The sequence below is a fragment of the Acinetobacter sp. WCHAc060025 genome (genome assembly GCF_004209355.1).
GTDB classification, from domain to species: Bacteria; Pseudomonadota; Gammaproteobacteria; order Pseudomonadales; family Moraxellaceae; genus Acinetobacter; species Acinetobacter wuhouensis.
On record NZ_SGSX01000002.1, the window covers coordinates 35,700 to 52,877 of the forward strand.

Sequence of the window (17,178 nt, forward strand, 5' to 3'; positions counted from 1 at the left end):
GGTATTGCGATCGGTTTATTTTTACCCGAAACAGCGCAAAGTCTAAATCAGATGAGCGTGGGAACGGTGAATTTACCGATTGCCATAGGTTTGATTTTGATGATGTATCCACCTTTAGCCAAAGTAGATTATAAAAATTTAAGCCAAGTTTTTCAGGACAAGCGAACCTTGGTTTTGTCTTTACTGCAAAATTGGTTGATTGCACCGTGTCTGATGTTCGCACTTGCGATTCTGTTTTTGCAGAACTATCCAGAATATATGACAGGGCTGATTTTGATCGGCTTGGCACGTTGTATTGCAATGGTGTTGGTATGGAATAATCTTGCCTGTGGTGATAATCAATATGTTGCTGCCTTGGTGGCATTTAACAGTATTTTCCAAATTCTATTTTTCAGCAGTTATGCATGGCTATTTTTAACTTATTTACCGCCATTTTTTGGTGTTGAAGCGCAAGTGATCAATGTCAGTTTTTGGACGATCACTCAAGCTGTACTGATTTATCTGGGTATTCCATTCTTATTGGGCTTTTAACCCGTTTGATTCTTGTGAAACAAAAGGGTTTGGATTGGTATCAAAATCGTTTTATTCCTAAAATCAGTCCGCTGAGTTTATTGGCATTGCTGTTTACCATTGTGGCGATGTTCAGCTTAAAAGGTGCGGATGTAGTGGCATTGCCATTGGATGTATTGCGAATTGCTATTCCTCTGACGCTGTATTTTATCATGATGTTTTTCATTAGCTTTTTTATGAGCAAATGGATGGGCAATGATTATCCGAAAACCACAGCCATTTCATTTACCGCAGCAGGCAATAACTTTGAGTTGGCACTTGCAGTGGCGATCGCAACGTTTGGTTTGGCTTCGCCAGTAGCATTTACCACGGTGATTGGTCCTTTGGTTGAAGTACCTGTATTGATTGCTTTGGTGAGTGTGTCGTTGTGGTTAAGGAAGCGCTTTTAATAGAACAGGATTAGTTTATTTTTTGTGATTAGTATTTTTTAATTTTAATGTTTTCAAAGTTATAGAAAATGCTCCGTATTTATTTTTATGAAAAAACAAATTTTTATACCTCATTTGAGGATATTTGCAATAAATCTACTTAAGTTAGAATCCATTTCAATATTCATCGACAGAGTAATAAAAAATGAAAATAAAATTAATGAGTTTAGGTGCTTTGTTAATATTGGGGAGTTTTGCATATGCAAATGATCCCAATATAGAACAAAATATTTTTAATGATCGTGTGGTTTTAGATCAGCACAGTGTAAGTATGAAATCATACACTGGGAAATGGAAGACCAATTGTGTATTCGATGAAGCGCAAAAAAATTATTTAAATATATCTTTTGAATTTGAACACCCATTTTTATTAAAGAAAACGACAACTTTATTTAAAAATCATATTTGTACAGTTCCAAGTACGAGCAAATCTTATAGCTATCAAATTAATCATGTCGATAGAAATAATGACGGATACTATGCACTATATTCAAGCCTTCCAGAGAGAATAGATCTTTATATTTCTCCGAAAAATATAGAGCAGTTGATCATGAAATTTGATGGTGCAATTTATAATTTAAATAAAGAATATAAATAGGGCATATAGACATGAAAAAAATATTATTAATCACTTTATTTGCGTGTTTAAGTTTACAGGGATGTAGTGATCTTGACTCTGTATTAGATCCTTTGAAAGATTCGGAATCTAAGTCCTTGGATGCATTGAAGGATTCAGCATCAGAGTCGGATACAAAAGGGACAACAACGACTTCAAGTTCGTCGAGTAAAGGGACAACCATGACTAGTACTCCAGTGAGTCTAGGGTCAACAACGGTTATAAGCTCGTCGGGGGATAGGACAACAACTCCTAATTCAACAAGTAAAGGATCAACAACGACTTCAGGTTCATCAAATACTACAAGTTCAAATACACAAGAACTTAAATGTAATACACAAGTTGGTGCAATTGTTAAAACGACAAAAGAAGAATTCCCTAATCATTTAAAAGCTTGTCCAACTTTAAGTTTCTCTTGGGGAACAGATTCTAGTGGTAAAACTTTTAAAGGAACACCTGAAGGTTCTTGTAAATCTGCAATTGAGAATACAATTACTGGAAAAGGTAAAAGTGCGTGTTATTGTTATATTGCTACAAATGTGAGTGCAACATCTGCTGTATCAAATGGAAATTGGATGTGTTGGGTCGCTTGATAGAATATTTATATGCATTCGTTAATATTAAATCTAAGTTTTATTATATGTTTTTAAGGGGTATTAGAAATAATTTTTATACTTTTAAAAAAAGAACCAATAAAAAAACCGAGGTAGATCACCTCGGTTTATTCTTCATCATTCAGAAAAATTATTTCTCAACGAATGCACGTTCAATCACATAGTCACCGAGAACACCCATTTTAGGAGATTCTTTGAGACCATGTTGATCAAGAAGTGCTGCAACATCATCTAAGAACGCTGGGCTACCACACAACATTGCACGGTCAGTTTCTGGGTTGAAACGTGGTAAACCAATTTTTTCAAATAAAGCGCCTGTTTCAATCGCAGTAGTTACACGACCTTGAGTATGGAACTCTTCACGCGTTACTGTTGGGTAATAAACTAACTTTTCTTTAGCTCCTAACTCAGAGAAAAACTCATGGTTTGGAATTTCATTTAAGATTAAATCTTGATAAGCCAATTCTGAAATAAAACGTGTGCCGTGAACGACAATGATTTTTTCAAAACGCTCATAAGTTTCAGGATCACGAATCGTAGACAAGAATGGAGCAAGACCTGTACCTGAAGAAAGAAGGTATAAGTTTTTACCAGGATTCAAATCATCAAGAACCAAAGTACCAGTCGGTTTTTTTGAAATAAGAATATCGTCGCCAACTTTTACTTTTTGCAAAATAGAGGTTAAAGGACCATCTGGCACTTTAATTGAGAAAAACTCTAACTCTTCTTCGTAGTTAGCACTTGCAATAGAGTAAGCACGCATTAAAGGCTTGCCATTTACTTCAAGACCAATCATGACAAATTGACCATTTTTAAAACGCAATGCAGTATCACGCGTGGTCTTAAAACTAAATAAAGTGTCATTCCAGTGGTGTACGTGAGTAATCTTTTCGACGTTGAAAGCAGCCATTAAAGGTCTCAATAAATTATCAAATTAGAACAGCTTACTATTCTAATCTAAAATCATTCTCTATAAACTGAATATATTTAATTGAGCTTATCAGAAAAAATGATTATGGCTGAAAATATGACTGAATTGAGTCTTCCCATCATTGGTGTTATGCGATCTCCTTTTGTGGAAAAATTTGGCATTCCACGTCAGCCAAATCTGGTACAAGTCGAATCCTATATCGAAATGCATGCGCCGTATAATGTATTAGACGCTTTTGAGGGGATCGAAGAATTTAGTCACCTATGGCTGATTTGGCAGTTCCATGATAATAAAAATCAACAAGATAAAGAGAAATTCCGTCCGCAAGTTCGCCCACCACGTTTAGGGGGAAATAAGAAAATAGGTGTTTTTGCGACACGAAGTATGTATCGACCTGCGCCGATTGGTTTATCTGTAGTACAACTGAAAGAAGCCAGAAAAGAGGGGAGTTCTATCCGTGTTTATTTAACAGGAAGTGATCTACTTGATGGCACACCGATTCTAGATATTAAGCCCTATATTCACTATTCAGATGCAATTGTCGATGCACAAAGTGGCTATGCACAGGCTGAACCGGTCAGGAAACAGGTGATTTGGTCAGAAGAGGCTGAATTTTCCAAACAAGCCTTATTGAAAAATAAACAGATTCAGCAAAAATATGTCGATGAGTTGGAACAAGTCTTGGGCTTAGATCCGCGACCTGCCTATCAGCATGATGATCAGCGAGTTTATGGACTACGTTTTGGCGCATTCAATATTAAATTTAGTTGTGGCGAAACAAGTATTATTGTTCAACAAATTGAACTTTAATTGATTCATCTAAAATGCGTATTTATCGATAGAATGATGAATACGCATTTCTGACACTCATTGTCACAGCATTTATGATTTCAATGCGTTTACTTTGGCAAAATTTAGCAAATCCTGTTGCGATTGAATCAATAAACGGTTCTTCTCAGCAGCAATCCATCCAAGTGCAAACCAAACTTTAGCATCTGTTTTTACTAATTTTTTAAGTATTTCTTCTGCCACAATCAAGTCATTATATAGCCCTAAACTTTCTTGTGCAGGTTTGATCGCTTTAATATATTGCTTCACATCCTTTTCATCACATAAAGAAGTTATAAATTCAATACTATAACGCAAGCGTTTTAAATTTTTACGGGTTTTATGTCGTGCTTCGATATCGAGTTTTAAATAGTTTTCAGCATCCGTTTGAATTTTCTGATGTAATTTATTGATCTTTTTCAAAGCTGCTTTATGTATAGATGCATCGCTATTTTCAGTCGTATCTTGATAAATAAACTGAATCAAAGACAATATAAGATAGTTAAAGTTAGAGGCGCGAAAGAGTTGAGTGAGGCTTTGACGATCAGGCGCTTCAGATTCAGCAAGTTTAAATTTAGGTGCATCCACTGCTTCAAGTTGCGGAAGTAGCTCTTCACGGATTACGTCAAGATCGCGTGTCGTACCGAGTTGTCGAAATAGTTCCGCCAATTGAGTTTGCCATGTTGGATCAATACGAAGTGACCAATTTGAAAATGTTTTTAAAGCGCTACGTAGGCGACGAATCGCAACACGCGCTTGATGCACATGCTTAGAGTTGAAATGACCCGAAGCGATAGCGCTACTGTTTGGTAATAAATGCTGTAAACAATGATTAAAAATCTTCTGTAAAGCCTTTTCTCGACTGTCTTTTGCACTAAGAAAAAGTGGTGTTTGAAATTGCACAGGATTTTCTTGAATATCTTGTGCCAAGAGAGTACCTCTTTGCGCTTTAGTCCGAGTATCTAACCACAGCCCATAGCGTTTAATACGCGGTAAAATAAAGGAAATTAGATCTTGCACCGTCCCTTGTTTAAGCTCAAATTCTAATTCATTAATATCGAGTATATTTTGATGTGCAATAATTTTTCCAAAGTCATAACTGACTTCAATGTCACTATTTTGAAAATTAAATAAGGTGAATTTACGTTCAATTTGTGTTTGGAATTGAATAGCTAAAGGGTGATCAGTTTGTGTGAAAATGGATTTTATATATTTAGGAATATGCTTAGATTTTAAATAGTTGTCGAGTTGTAATGCTGTTTCATTCATCCCTAAACTTTCTTCAAACTCTACACGTTTCAAATGTTGTTCTGTTGGAAGTTTAAGTGTTTGAAACCATTGCTCATTTTCAAGCCGTTGCCGAAGTGAAATAGAATGTGTGGATAAATCGAATTGTGCCGTATCATAATACTTTGCGTTTAAGGCTTTCACCATGCAACTTTTTCGTTGAAAGGCTTTAAGCAAAGCGTCTTTTTTATCTTCAGGAACCTGAAATTTTAACTCCATTTCAAACATGGCTTGAATTCCATTTATGTATTCTTTTAATGAGTTTAATCTTAAAATTTAGTTTTTATTGCATTTTTTTATGAATGATTACAATTCAGCCGTGCAAGCGACATTGAACTTAGCATAAAGGATACAAAGTATTGTAAAGGAATGATTTAATGCTTAAATCATTCCCATCTTTCATGATTATTTTAAGAATTTACGACTCACAAGGAATTGCTCTGTCGCTTCAAGGAGTTTTTCTGCATAGACTTCTTGTTTCGCTGTCAGCCAACCCAGTGCAAACCAGTCACTGGCTTCCAAATCCGTTTGTTGTAAATACGAAGCAGAAGAGGCAAGCACTTGATATTGTTCACAAGCTTGTTGAGCATCATTCAGGGATTTGCCATATTTTTGCAAATTCTTCACATCATAAATATTAGTTAAAATCGGGAAACTAAATTTTAATTCATTTAAATGTTGTGCCAAGGCTTCAAGGCTTTCTAGATCCGAAAGATCGGCATCATTTAAACTTTCTTGAAGCTGTTTATATTGATTTTGCAGGGTATTTTGCGCATACCGTTTTAAATCATGTAATGGTGCTTTTTCAGATTGTCCCAAGCTAAAGATTAATAATTCCAAATAATGTTGCACATTTTGCGTTGATTTAACTAGGTTATTTAGCTTTTCATTGGCATATAAAATATCTTTATCCAAACTTTCCGCAGTTTTTGGATTTTGCAATAAAGCCCCTAAAGTGCGTTGCATATGCTCAAAATGTTGTAGGTTTTTAAAATGACTTTCAAAGGCAGACAATTGATGTGACCATTTTTCAGTTTTACTGTCTGTCCAATCTTTAAAGAGCGATAGGCTAAGATGTAAGTGATGTAATGCGATCTGGGCTTGCTGAATATGTTCAGGCTCAGCTACTTGAGCTGAAATGGCCGCAATATTGGGTAATAAATGTTGTAATTGGCTGGCTACCAATAGTCGTAAGTTTTTATCAGCACTGTCTTTTTTATTGAAAATAATCTCTTTGGCTTGTTTAGCAGGGCTGACTTTTTTCTCTTGCACCAATAAATTGCCAAACTCAGCTTTACTACGAACATCAAGCCACAATTGATATTTCTTCACCCATTCAAAGCTGAAAGTCAGTAGTGATTGAATCGAACCACTTTTTAACTCAAATTCAACTTCATGAATTTGTTGCGTTGCAGTTTCAGTACGCACTTCACCTATATCTAAGCTAATTTCAATTTCTGCATCTTCAAAGGTGATGACGCGCATAGTGCGTTGAATATCGGTTTCAAACTGAAGTTGCAAGTGATCAAATTGATCACCCAATGCATTTTTTAAAATTGCCAATGCTTCGGGTTTATCTTGATAAATATCAAGATTTAAATCTGGTGCTTTTGCAAGTTCGCCCAGATTAGTATTGTCTTCAAAGCGTTGTAAATGGCTTTTGGTCGCTGCTTTTAAGGTCTGTACCCAATGCGTTCCCTCTAAGCGTTGACGCAGGGCAGCCCCTTGTTGTGAGAGCAGGCGATCAGGTGTGTCATAATATTTCGCTTGTAGTTGAATAATTTCAGATTTTTTAGGGTCTAATGCTTTAAGTAACGCACTGCGACGGGCTTCTGCAATCTGAAACTTCAATTCAACTTCGAGCATGTGAAAATCCTATTTTTCTTGCTGATTCAACGATTAAACAGCATGTTGATATATAAGTATGTATTGTAGCGCAAAACGGGAAGTGAAATAGCTGTGATATTGTTTGTTTAGAGTCGTTTGTTTAAAATCATTTCTTTAAAATTGTTCGTCTAAAAGCGATGTAAATTACAGATGGATTATTTCCTTAGGCTTTAAAAGTATCTTAAAATAATCTAAGCTGATTAAAAATAAAACAGGAAAAACCCCAATGAATGCACATGTAGAACCAAAATCGGATTTGGTACAAAGCCCTAAAATTCAAATGCCAATCAAAAATTATTCTGAATTCTATCGTTTTTATTTAACTGAACATCGCAGTATCATGAGTCGTCGTCTGCATGCAGCAGGAAGTAGTGTTGGAATTTACTTTTTTACTAAGGCGATTCGTCAGCGTAAAGCAAAATATTTTGTGTATGGTTTAGTTTCAGGTTATGCATGTGCGTGGGTTGGGCATTTTGTTTTTGAAAAGAATAAACCTGCAAGTTTTAAACAACCGCTGTATAGCTTTATTTCTGATTGGCGTATGTTGTCTGATATTTTACGTGGTAATTTAAGTTTGAAAGATCGCAAATTTGATAAAATTGACAGTTAAAATCGCAAAATTTTTAAAATCCATTCCTCGTATGGGGAATGGATTTTTTTTCACTCATTTTTTAGTCTGGAAGCACAAAAAATGCTGGTGATATAAAATGAAAGTAAAACACTTAAGCCTGATTTTATGCAGTACTTTGCTATTTACTGCTTGTGGAAGCAGTCACGATGACAATACTCAAACAGGCACAGGCACAGGCACAGGCACAGGCACAGGCACAGGCACAGGCACAGGCACAGATCAGACTTCTATCGTATTGATAGACCACTTTAGCGGAATTGTATTAAGAGAAGCTCTATTTGGTGGTTTATTCGATACATTACTGGAAGGTACCGATGAACTGGTCGATGGGGCATCCTGTAGCTCTGGTTCTTATGCTAAAACGGAAAATATCATCAGCCTGAATAATTGTGTGGGTATATTTGAAGCAGACGGCAAGGCATCGGTTTCAGGTTCTATTGATATTACAAAGGGTTATAACTTTAAAGATCTGACACTCAAATTTCCCGATGGTACGGGTCAGCTTGTAAATGGTTTATTAAATATAGAAGAAAATTCAACAGGAGCAAATCTGAGTTCGACATCCATGACTGTAACAACACAGGAAATGGATTCTGCGAAAAAACTGAGGAATGTAAATTATACCCTGAGTGATTATAAATTCAGCTGGTCGAAGCAGGATGCAACCAATGTCCGGCTTCAGGTGGCAGGTAAAATTGTATCTATAGGTGGGGAAAGTGGGGATTTTAATGTAGCCTATGACAGTTACAGTACGCCATTTTATTTAAAAATTGACGCCGATGAAAATATTGTAGGCTATCCTTATGCAGGCAGTTTGAATATTTATGATCTGAAAACCAGTGATAATACGGTTACAATCACCACCATTGATGCTCAGAATGCGCAGTATAAAGCCAATATGAATGGCAAAGTTTTGTTTGATAAAACAGTCAAATGGAGCATGTTTGGCGACTAAAGTGGAATGCGGGTTTTATATGCTCAAGAGGACCCGCTTTTTTAAGACTTTGAGCTGTACGATTGTTTTACTATTCAATTGCACTTGGATTATTTTTTGATTTAAATATAATTGTTTCATGATTATTCAATCAAATTGAATGTGGTGTTTTATATTTTATCAATCGTTATATGTGGTTTTATTCCTGTTTTTTATTGAATTATTTTTTAAATTTAAATATTTTAATTTGCTATATTTGTAAGATTGCTTTTAATCATATAGATATAATGAATAATTATGATGAGTTTTATGATGAACTGATGGATTTGATTTATAAAATACCATTGGATTCGAATGGCTGGCAACCGTTTGTAAAAAGAATCAATGCAATTTTGGGTTCATCCTCAATTCATATTTTGGCAATTGATCTCGAACGAGATGTATATTCATTCAGTAATTGCTCAGGAATGCTTTCTGAAGAAGAATTAACGGTCAGCGAGTTACAATATCTCAGACACCCATTGAATGAAGATCCACGCTTAAAAGGTTTTTTTGCACCTGGCAGAAAAGGCTGGTATCAGTGTCATCATACAATAACAGATGAAATGGTTGAAAATTCAGCTTTATATCAGGATATTTTATTACCCATCGATATGAGATTCACTGCTATCAAGGAATTTTTATTGGATGATAAGTTATGTGTATTAATGGGGATAAATACATCAAAAAAAAGAGGTATTTTAACAGAAACGGAACTGAGTTTTTTAGATCGTTTATTTGTGCATTTAAAACGAGTGGTTTTATTGCAGAGAAATTTATATGAATATTCTTCAAAATCACTTATTGGATTTGAATTAATTGATAAACTTTCTCAACCGATTATTTTGCTGAATTTATCGGGTGTTGTTATACATACCAATCATGCAGCAAAAAATATTTTAGAAAAAAATAAAATATTGAAAATTGAAAATTCAAATATTTTTTTACCAGAGCCTTATTATACAAAGTTTAAAGAAAGTTTGAGTTATCTGGAATTATTATTCAAAAAAGAAAGATTATTAAAGAATACAAATTTGGATGACGGTTGTATAAAAATATCTGAAAAAGAAGGTTCATCGCTTTATATATTTTCAACATTACTGATTTCTGAAGCTGAAATGAAAATGTTTGGAATACGCCCAACTGTAATGTTGACCTTGTATGACCCAAATCATCCATCTGAAATTGACCTGCATTTGTTACACGTTTCTTTCAATTTGACACAGGCCGAAGCAAAAGTAGCTTTATTACTTCTGGATGGTTTTTTACCAAAAAAAATTGCCCAGAAGCATGGGGTAAATTTAGATACTGTACGTAAGCAACTTCAAGCCATTTATAAAAAAACTTCGACAAATAGACAGTCAGAACTGGTGAAATTATTATTAAATATACCACGTTTTTTACAGGAGCAATGATTTTATTCCCTAAATAGGGAATGGACTGAAAATAATAGAATGGGAATACTTTATGGGTAATTATATCTATAAGGTCAATAAAAATGAAAACGTATCGAAAAATGATAATACCGCTGTTCACCTTTGTAATGTTAAGTGGGTGTGGCGGAGGAGGCGATGATTCAGGTTCTGCGAATACGCCAACGGATCCAGTAACACCGACAAATTCAGAAACACCAAAGAATCCAATAATATCTGATAAAACATTGCAGGCTATGAAGAGTGAAACTACGTTGCCTGTGTTCTATAAAGGCCAGCGAATTAAATATATTGGAACTGGAAATAACTCAATTATATCAAATGCAGAAAAAGATATTATTGTGGGGTATATCGATACAACTGGAGGATCAGTTTCAGGTGCAAGAAATTTACCATTGATCTATGAATTAGAAAGTACAAAAATTTCAGAAATCCCCCTTCCTTCAACTAGTTTTTATTGGAATGCTCAGAGTGATATGTTAAGTAACGATGGCAACTTAATTGTATTATATGGTGGGTATTATAATGTTGATCCATCTAAATCTGTATTGGGGTCAAACTTTTTAATTTACAATAGAATAACGGGTAGTTTATTTGATCCAGATCCTAGTAATACGATGGATGTCCGTAATCATTTTAATAAAATGAGTGGTGATGGTCAAAGTATATTCTCACTAATTCAGTATAGTGATAGAAACGAAGTTAAAAAATATGATGTATTGACCAAAAAAAATAATTTGTTCGCAACTTTGAAGAGTGGTTATAATTTATTATCTGTCGATAATACAGGTAAAAGCTTACTATTTAAATCTGCTTCTTCAAGCGAAGTAATTAATAACTTACCTGTCTCAGGTGGTACTGGTTCAGATAATTATTACATTATGACTCCAAAGGGTAATCGACTTTTACTGGATTCTAATAATTATTGGAATAGTTGCCAAAATGGCGAGTTAAAACCTGATGGTAGTATGGTTATATTATTTTGTACCGCGGCTCATGCTGGAAATGGTTTAAATACAGATTTTGCTGAAAACTCAAATTTTGTAGTATTCGACACCAATACTTATGAAAACAGATACATAAAAAATAAAGATGTATTGAATTTAACAGGTTTGTCATATTTTGATATTATGGGGCAAATCCACGGTATGGATAATAAAGGTTTTTCTTTCGTGGTGCGCGAACGGTCTACTGAGTCACCGCCAAAAAATCCGACAAAAATATTCTTTATAAGATATAACTTTGAAACAAAGAAACTTGAATCTTATAAAGTGATTGGTCAGATTGCCAGTAATTTGGAAAGTGATGTTTACTATGGAACTTTGGCGCGGAGCGATGTACTTTTGGGAAATGTCAAGAAAGGGCGTGATTCAGATTTAAATGATATTTATGAGTATTTCTATCAAAAAGCATTTTAATCGTTGGTACGCGAATCTCAACTTTTTAACTCATTGAAATATAAAGGACATAACCCAATTTAATTTTCGACCAAGAAAACAAACTAAGTTATGTCCATTCACGAATTTATCATTTCTATTTACTTAATCATAGAGGAAGTATATCTCCTCATTGTCACAAAACCCTTAAGAACCAGAGGTTTCCCACCTGCTTTAAGTGATATTGAAATTATCACCATGCAAATTGTTGGAGAGTTTCTCAGCCTAGATTCAGATAAAAATATCTGGATGTATTTCAAGCATAATTGGATTGAGTGGTTTCCTCAGTTAGGTTCATATCCTAATTTCTGCAAGCATTGTGCAAATTTATGGAATATTAATCAACAAATTACAGCAAAACTAAGTTCTCGTTTTGGTGCTGATAATATTCATTTTATGGATGGTTTACCGATTCCTGTCTGTCGTTATGCGAGAGCAAAAAAGCATAGAAACTTTAAAGCATCAGCAGGCTTTAGTTATTGTGCGGCAAAACAGGAAAAATATTATGGGTTTAAAGGGCATATCGTGATTAATTTATCAGGGATGATTACGAACTATACTTTTGCTCCAGCAAATTGTGATGAAAGAGATGTTGCACCTGAAATTACACAAAACATTTATGGTTTATTGGGAGCGGATAAGGGATATATAAGACCTGAATTAAAACAATATTTTAGGCATCAATATTTAGACTTACAAACACCTTATAGACGAAATATGGTTGATCTAAGACCAAAAGAATCAATCAGAATATTGATGAATGCTCGAAGGAAAATTGAAACTGTTATCGGTCAGTTGACTGACCGATTCAACATTTAAAAAGTAAGGGCAAAAGATCTGTGGCATTTAACACATCAAATTGTTCGTAAGATTCTTTCACATACTCTTTCAGTTATTCTAAATATGAAATTAGGGAATCCTCCTATACAGCTTGAAACCATAATTAAAAGTTGAGATTGGCGTAAATTATAGGAATTTATAGAATTAATGGTAAAATTAGCAGTTAATAATTAGGGGCTGTTGACATTTCATAATGGTAACTAAATATAGATACATGCTAAAGCAACAGCACTTTTAAAATTTCGTTTAAGTTTATCAAATCGTGTAGCAATTCCTCGAAAATGCTTCAAACGGCAAAAGGCATTTTCAAATAAGTGTCTGATTTTATATAAATACCAATCCATATGATCATTATTTAACTTTGTATTTGTTTTAGTCTTTGCTTTTTGAATCTGATCTCTTAATGTTTCGCAGTCGTAACCTTTATCAACACAGCGTATTTCCGTTTCAGTTAGGTCTAACTTTTTAACTAATCTTGGAGTAACTTTGACATCATGAGTTGTTCCAACAGAGATTATAAACTCAATAGGATTACCATGAACATCTACTGCTAAATGTATTTTAGAGCTATTTCCAGCAATGCTTTTGGAAATGTCTTGATTTTTTATTTCAGCAGAATGTTGGTGTGCTCTTACATCTTGCGTAGCGATGCTACTCACATCAATGAACAGCCACTCAATATCCGCATCGCTAGCTAATAATTTAAATATTTTCATTATCTTATCTTTGGTAGACTAGCGATTATACTTTTGAAATATTGAATGGGATTTACCAAATTCTTCAGGTAAGTCACGCCAAGGACAACCTGTTCTGATTCTAAAAGAATAGCTTCTATAAAATTTCTTAAATTTGGTTTGGGATAAATATTAAAATTACGCAAAATAGATTTTAACTTAGACCAGTGTTGATCATTCAGCATTGTACGAGGCATAGCGAGTAGTGAATTAGGTTTGGTGATTTAATTTTACTATCTCGCTTTTATTTTAAGCAACGAATGTCAACACACCCTAGCATACTACGGCTTTTATATTCGTAAATTTTGTTATTTTATACCTCATTTGGGGTATAGAAATATTCTTTGAAAAAACATAATTTAATAGAACAATAAACGAAAAATTGTTGGGGAATAATATGAAAAAAATTATTTTGGGAATTGCTATAGCTAGTTCACTACTACTCAGTGCATGTGGAGGCGATAGTGATGATACTACTTCAGGCACAGGCACAGGCACAGGCACAGGCACAGGCACAGGCACAGGCACAGGCACAGGTACAGGCACAGGCACAGGCACAGGCACAGGCACAGGCACAGGCACAACAAACAGTTTTGAAAGTTTAGATTTAGTGCATACAATGACAAGTATTGCGTTTGGAGAGGCTACTGGTTCTGGTGTAGCTGATGCATTAGTTTACGGTTCAGATGAAGCAAAGAAAGGAGCTAAATGTAAGTCAGGTTCTTATACTATTTCAAACAATGTAATTACATTTAAAGATTGTGTAGGATTATTTGATGAAGACGGAGCAGCTTCTGGTGTTATCGATGTTACGGATGATAATGTAGAAGCGAAAGATTTAGTCATTAAATATTCTAATGGTGAAAGTGACAAAGTAAATGGTAAATTGGTGATCAGCGAGTCAGCAACTGCGGTAACATTCACTTCAACTGGGTTAAGCGTAGTTACTCAGGAGCTATCTTCGAGTAATAAATTAATCCCTGTAAATTATAATCTAACAGACTATAAATTTGTCTGGTCACCACAAGATGCAACGACTGCCAAACTTCAAGTCAGTGGTAAACTTTCTTCAACAGGTAATGAAGGTGGTGATTACAAGGTTGCATTTGATAGTATGGCAACTCCATTCTTCGCTAAAATGGATGAGGATGAAGAGCTTGTAGGTTATCCATATGCTGGGACATTAAATATTCAGGATTTGAACAATAGTGCCAATTCTATTGTGCTTACAGCGATTAATGATCAAACTGCCCAGTATAAAGCAACTGGTGCTGGCAAAGTGTTATTTGATAAAGTAACAAAATGGTCAGAAATAGATGATTATTAAAATAATCATTCACTAAGTAAGTTATATAGACCGCATTATGAAAATAGTGTGGTCTTTTTTATGAAGTGCAAATTCAACTGAATGCCAGTGCTAACTCATCAGCAGAGTAAGTGCCATTCAATTGAATAGCACGTTGATCTGACTCGAAATTATGGACGAATAATCATACAGGTTGCAGTTGCATGCGCATAAAGTTTTCCATCTTCATCAACCAATTTACCTTCTGAAATTGCAAGGTTTTTACTTAAATTAATTACTGAACCAATTGCCAGTAATTCTTTGTCTTTAGGCACAGGGCGACACATTTTTACATTCAAATCGATGGTGCCATAACCAACACCTGCTTCAAGTGTGGTATGTACAGCACAGCCCGTTGCAGAATCAAGCGCTGTCGCAGCGAAACCACCATGCACGCCACCCAAAGGATTCAAATGACGGCTATCCGCTTTGACTTTAAAGCTGGCGTGACCATGAGATATCTCATCTAAATCCATAGGAATGGTTTCAGAGATTGAAGCTCTAGGGATATGTCCATCTACCATTGCTTGTAAAAACTCGAGTCCAGTCATTTCTTTAAGGTGTTTCATACTTTTATCCTTAGGTTTTAAGTTCTAATTTAATTAAAGTTCTAAAAAGGAACTTAATTGATAAAATAAAGGCTTTGAATAGATAGTGTCAAATTTTTTAACGAATTTTGAATTGAGCAGTCAATTATTTTGTCTAAGAAAAATTTAATGATCAATGTTGTAGAATTTTTCGATATGATCTGATTTATGAATGATTTTTAAAGCTATTTTTTCACCTGTTGCCCATGTTGCTAAGGACTTTTCTAAGTCTACATCAATGATATCGAGTTCTTTACATAGCGTACGATGGCTTTCAATTACAATGAATTGAGGTGATTGCGTTTTTAAACATTTAGCGATATACCGTTGAATATCTTGAAGTTTATAAACATCAATAATTTTATAACGCATATTTATCCATATATTATATTTAAGTTGTTGTATTTAATAATTTAAAACTAATTATTTCAAATTACAATTATAAATTCACGATTTTAATTAAGCTTGATTAAAAAATGTATGATTTAACTAGAATTAGATATAACACACATAGTATTTTATATAAATGAATCAATGGATAAGGATGAAGTTATGAAAGGACAGTGTGTTTGTGGTGCAACCACTTTCTCAGTAATGCTAAAAAATCATGACGTACATGTGTGCCATTGTTCAATTTGTCGTCGACAAACCAGTGGTGTGATTATGACGATTGATACAGAGCAAGGTAGTTTGGTCTTTGATCAGCAAGTGCATTTAACGGTCTATAACTCTTCTGAATGGGGGGAACGCGGCTTTTGTAATGTTTGTGGAACAAATCTTTTTTGGCGAACTAAAGACCAAAGCTATTGCAATATTAATGCTTTTGCTTTGAATGATTCACCTGAAGACTTAAAGCTTAATCTAGAGATTTATATCGACAATAAACCACAATTTTACAGTTTCGACAATGAAACCAAGAAAATGACGGAAGCTGATGTGATCGCCTTATTTAATCCTACAGAATAAGGACTTAATTTAGCTCAAGGATGATTATTTATAGTCGTTTTATCTTTAAGCATTACGCAATGGCATTGTTAAATGTGTAGGTGAACGCAATGAAGTTAATGCTATATCAGAGATGTTGATAGTTTTAATAAAAAATTACCTATAGCTTAATAAGTAATTTTTTTATATACATAGGTCTACATTGTTGAAAATGGATGCTCAACTATGCTGTTACGCTTGTGTATTGCCATGTTGGCTTTTGCTGCAAATTCAGTCCTATGCCGTCTCGCTTTAGTCAATACTTCAATTGATCCTGTGTCATTTAGTGTGGTTCGGGTAACGAGTGGTGCAGTCACGTTATTGTTTTTATTTCTGCTTTCTAAAGAAAGAGTTCCTCTGAAATGGAACATCAAGCAAGCATTTTTCCTTGCTGTTTATGTACTTGCATTTTCATTGGCATATATACATATCGAAGCGGGTACAGGCGCATTACTTTTATTTGGTATCGTACAGCTGAGTATGGTGTTATACGGCGTTTTTCATGGCGAAAAACTTAATTTTAAACGCCTCTTGGGGCTGATTCTTGCTTTGGCTGGGATTGTGATTTTACTATTACCAAATTCAAAAGCGCCACCTTTTAATTCTGCATTGCTGATGATTGTTTCTGGCATTGCTTGGGCTTGCTATAGCATTAGTGGAAAACAGATCACCAACCCTTTGGCGAGTACCTTTACAAACTTTGTACTTGCAGTACCGATCGTGATTGTGATGGGGTTATTTTTTATTGAAAATATCAACCTAGATATACATGGTGTCATGTTTGCAATGCTTTCTGGTGGCTTGGCATCTAGTGGAGCGTATGTCCTGTGGTATGCGATTGTCCGTAAAATTGACAGTATTACAGCAAGTACCGTGCAACTCAGTGTTCCGTGTTTGGCAATTTTAGGCGGTTCATTATTTGTCGGGGAAAGTATAAGTCTTCGGATGATTGTTTCAACACTCATCGTATTGGCAGGCATTTTCTTGGTGATCAATGTTACGCCCAAAAAAGTATAGCCTATTAAAATATAAGCACGACATTTGATGGTTTAAG

At 34.7% G+C, this 17,178-nt stretch carries 15 protein-coding genes and 3 pseudogenes; 12 read left to right on the forward strand and 6 right to left on the reverse strand.

The window, feature by feature from the left end; all coding sequences use genetic code 11:
* The first annotated feature begins 102 nt into the window (after positions 1-102).
* From arsB to EXE09_RS01775, 3 genes and pseudogenes are all read left to right on the forward strand, one after another.
* Positions 103-959 (forward strand): annotated as a pseudogene (gene arsB / locus EXE09_RS01765) (ACR3 family arsenite efflux transporter).
* Positions 960-1,143: 184 nt separating this feature from the next.
* Positions 1,144-1,596 (forward strand): hypothetical protein, encoded by a 453-nt coding sequence (locus EXE09_RS01770; RefSeq protein WP_130116134.1) that lies wholly within the window; start codon positions 1,144-1,146, stop codon positions 1,594-1,596.
* Between the two features lie 116 nt (positions 1,597-1,712).
* Positions 1,713-2,207, forward strand: a complete 495-nt coding sequence (locus EXE09_RS01775; RefSeq protein WP_130116135.1) for a hypothetical protein — start codon at positions 1,713-1,715, stop codon at positions 2,205-2,207.
* A 151-nt stretch (positions 2,208-2,358) separates the two neighbouring features.
* Here the strand turns inward: EXE09_RS01775 and EXE09_RS01780 are convergent, their stop codons facing one another.
* On the reverse strand, positions 2,359-3,138 hold the full coding sequence (locus tag EXE09_RS01780) for a ferredoxin--NADP reductase (protein WP_068972790.1): 780 nt from the start codon (positions 3,136-3,138) through the stop codon (positions 2,359-2,361).
* A gap of 117 nt (positions 3,139-3,255) precedes the next feature.
* On the opposite strand from EXE09_RS01780, the gene tsaA reads away from it, so the two are divergent.
* Entirely contained in the window at positions 3,256-3,969 is a 714-nt protein-coding gene (tsaA, locus tag EXE09_RS01785; protein WP_130116136.1) for a tRNA (N6-threonylcarbamoyladenosine(37)-N6)-methyltransferase TrmO, read from the forward strand.
* A 72-nt stretch (positions 3,970-4,041) separates the two neighbouring features.
* On the opposite strand, the gene EXE09_RS01790 is transcribed toward tsaA, so the two are convergent.
* Both EXE09_RS01790 and EXE09_RS01795 read right to left on the reverse strand, forming a co-directional pair.
* Positions 4,042-5,502: a CHAD domain-containing protein gene (locus EXE09_RS01790; protein ID WP_130116137.1), complete on the reverse strand. Its 1,461-nt coding sequence runs from the start codon at positions 5,500-5,502 to the stop codon at positions 4,042-4,044.
* Positions 5,503-5,679: 177 nt separating this feature from the next.
* Positions 5,680-7,140, reverse strand: coding sequence for a CYTH domain-containing protein (locus tag EXE09_RS01795; RefSeq protein WP_130116138.1), 1,461 nt, complete (start codon positions 7,138-7,140; stop codon positions 5,680-5,682).
* Positions 7,141-7,387: 247 nt separating this feature from the next.
* On the opposite strand from EXE09_RS01795, the gene EXE09_RS01800 reads away from it, so the two are divergent.
* The 5 genes and pseudogenes from EXE09_RS01800 to EXE09_RS01820 all read left to right on the forward strand — a co-directional run bounded on the left by EXE09_RS01800 (position 7,388) and on the right by EXE09_RS01820 (position 12,588).
* The gene (locus EXE09_RS01800; RefSeq protein WP_068972793.1) at positions 7,388-7,771 is read left to right on the forward strand and encodes a DUF962 domain-containing protein; all 384 of its coding nucleotides are present in this window, start codon (positions 7,388-7,390) and stop codon (positions 7,769-7,771) included.
* A 97-nt stretch (positions 7,772-7,868) separates the two neighbouring features.
* Positions 7,869-8,747: a hypothetical protein gene (locus EXE09_RS01805; protein ID WP_130116139.1), complete on the forward strand. Its 879-nt coding sequence runs from the start codon at positions 7,869-7,871 to the stop codon at positions 8,745-8,747.
* A gap of 266 nt (positions 8,748-9,013) precedes the next feature.
* Positions 9,014-10,180, forward strand: a complete 1,167-nt coding sequence (locus EXE09_RS01810) for a helix-turn-helix transcriptional regulator (protein WP_130116140.1) — start codon at positions 9,014-9,016, stop codon at positions 10,178-10,180.
* An 83-nt stretch (positions 10,181-10,263) separates the two neighbouring features.
* Positions 10,264-11,616: a hypothetical protein gene (locus tag EXE09_RS01815; protein ID WP_130116141.1), complete on the forward strand. Its 1,353-nt coding sequence runs from the start codon at positions 10,264-10,266 to the stop codon at positions 11,614-11,616.
* A 90-nt stretch (positions 11,617-11,706) separates the two neighbouring features.
* Positions 11,707-12,588, forward strand: a pseudogene (locus EXE09_RS01820) (IS982 family transposase).
* Positions 12,589-12,674: 86 nt separating this feature from the next.
* Here the strand turns inward: EXE09_RS01820 and EXE09_RS01825 are convergent.
* Positions 12,675-13,405, reverse strand: a pseudogene (locus EXE09_RS01825) (IS5 family transposase).
* A 200-nt stretch (positions 13,406-13,605) separates the two neighbouring features.
* Here EXE09_RS01825 and EXE09_RS01830 point away from each other — a divergent pair.
* On the forward strand, positions 13,606-14,535 hold the full coding sequence (locus EXE09_RS01830) for a hypothetical protein (RefSeq protein WP_130116142.1): 930 nt from the start codon (positions 13,606-13,608) through the stop codon (positions 14,533-14,535).
* A 149-nt stretch (positions 14,536-14,684) separates the two neighbouring features.
* Here EXE09_RS01830 and EXE09_RS01835 read toward each other — a convergent pair whose 3' ends face one another.
* On the reverse strand, positions 14,685-15,122 hold the full coding sequence (locus tag EXE09_RS01835; protein WP_130116143.1) for a PaaI family thioesterase: 438 nt from the start codon (positions 15,120-15,122) through the stop codon (positions 14,685-14,687).
* Positions 15,123-15,266: 144 nt separating this feature from the next.
* Complete coding sequence (locus EXE09_RS01840; protein WP_130116144.1) at positions 15,267-15,512, reverse strand: hypothetical protein; 246 nt, start codon at positions 15,510-15,512, stop codon at positions 15,267-15,269.
* A 180-nt stretch (positions 15,513-15,692) separates the two neighbouring features.
* Here EXE09_RS01840 and EXE09_RS01845 point away from each other — a divergent pair, with 180 nt between their 5' ends.
* Together EXE09_RS01845 and EXE09_RS01850 are read left to right on the forward strand one after the other, a co-directional pair.
* A complete protein-coding gene (locus EXE09_RS01845) occupies positions 15,693-16,106 on the forward strand; it encodes a GFA family protein (protein ID WP_087552776.1) in 414 nt (137 codons plus the stop codon).
* Between the two features lie 204 nt (positions 16,107-16,310).
* Positions 16,311-17,141: a DMT family transporter gene (locus EXE09_RS01850; protein WP_130116145.1), complete on the forward strand. Its 831-nt coding sequence runs from the start codon at positions 16,311-16,313 to the stop codon at positions 17,139-17,141.
* The last annotated feature ends 37 nt before the right edge of the window (positions 17,142-17,178 follow it).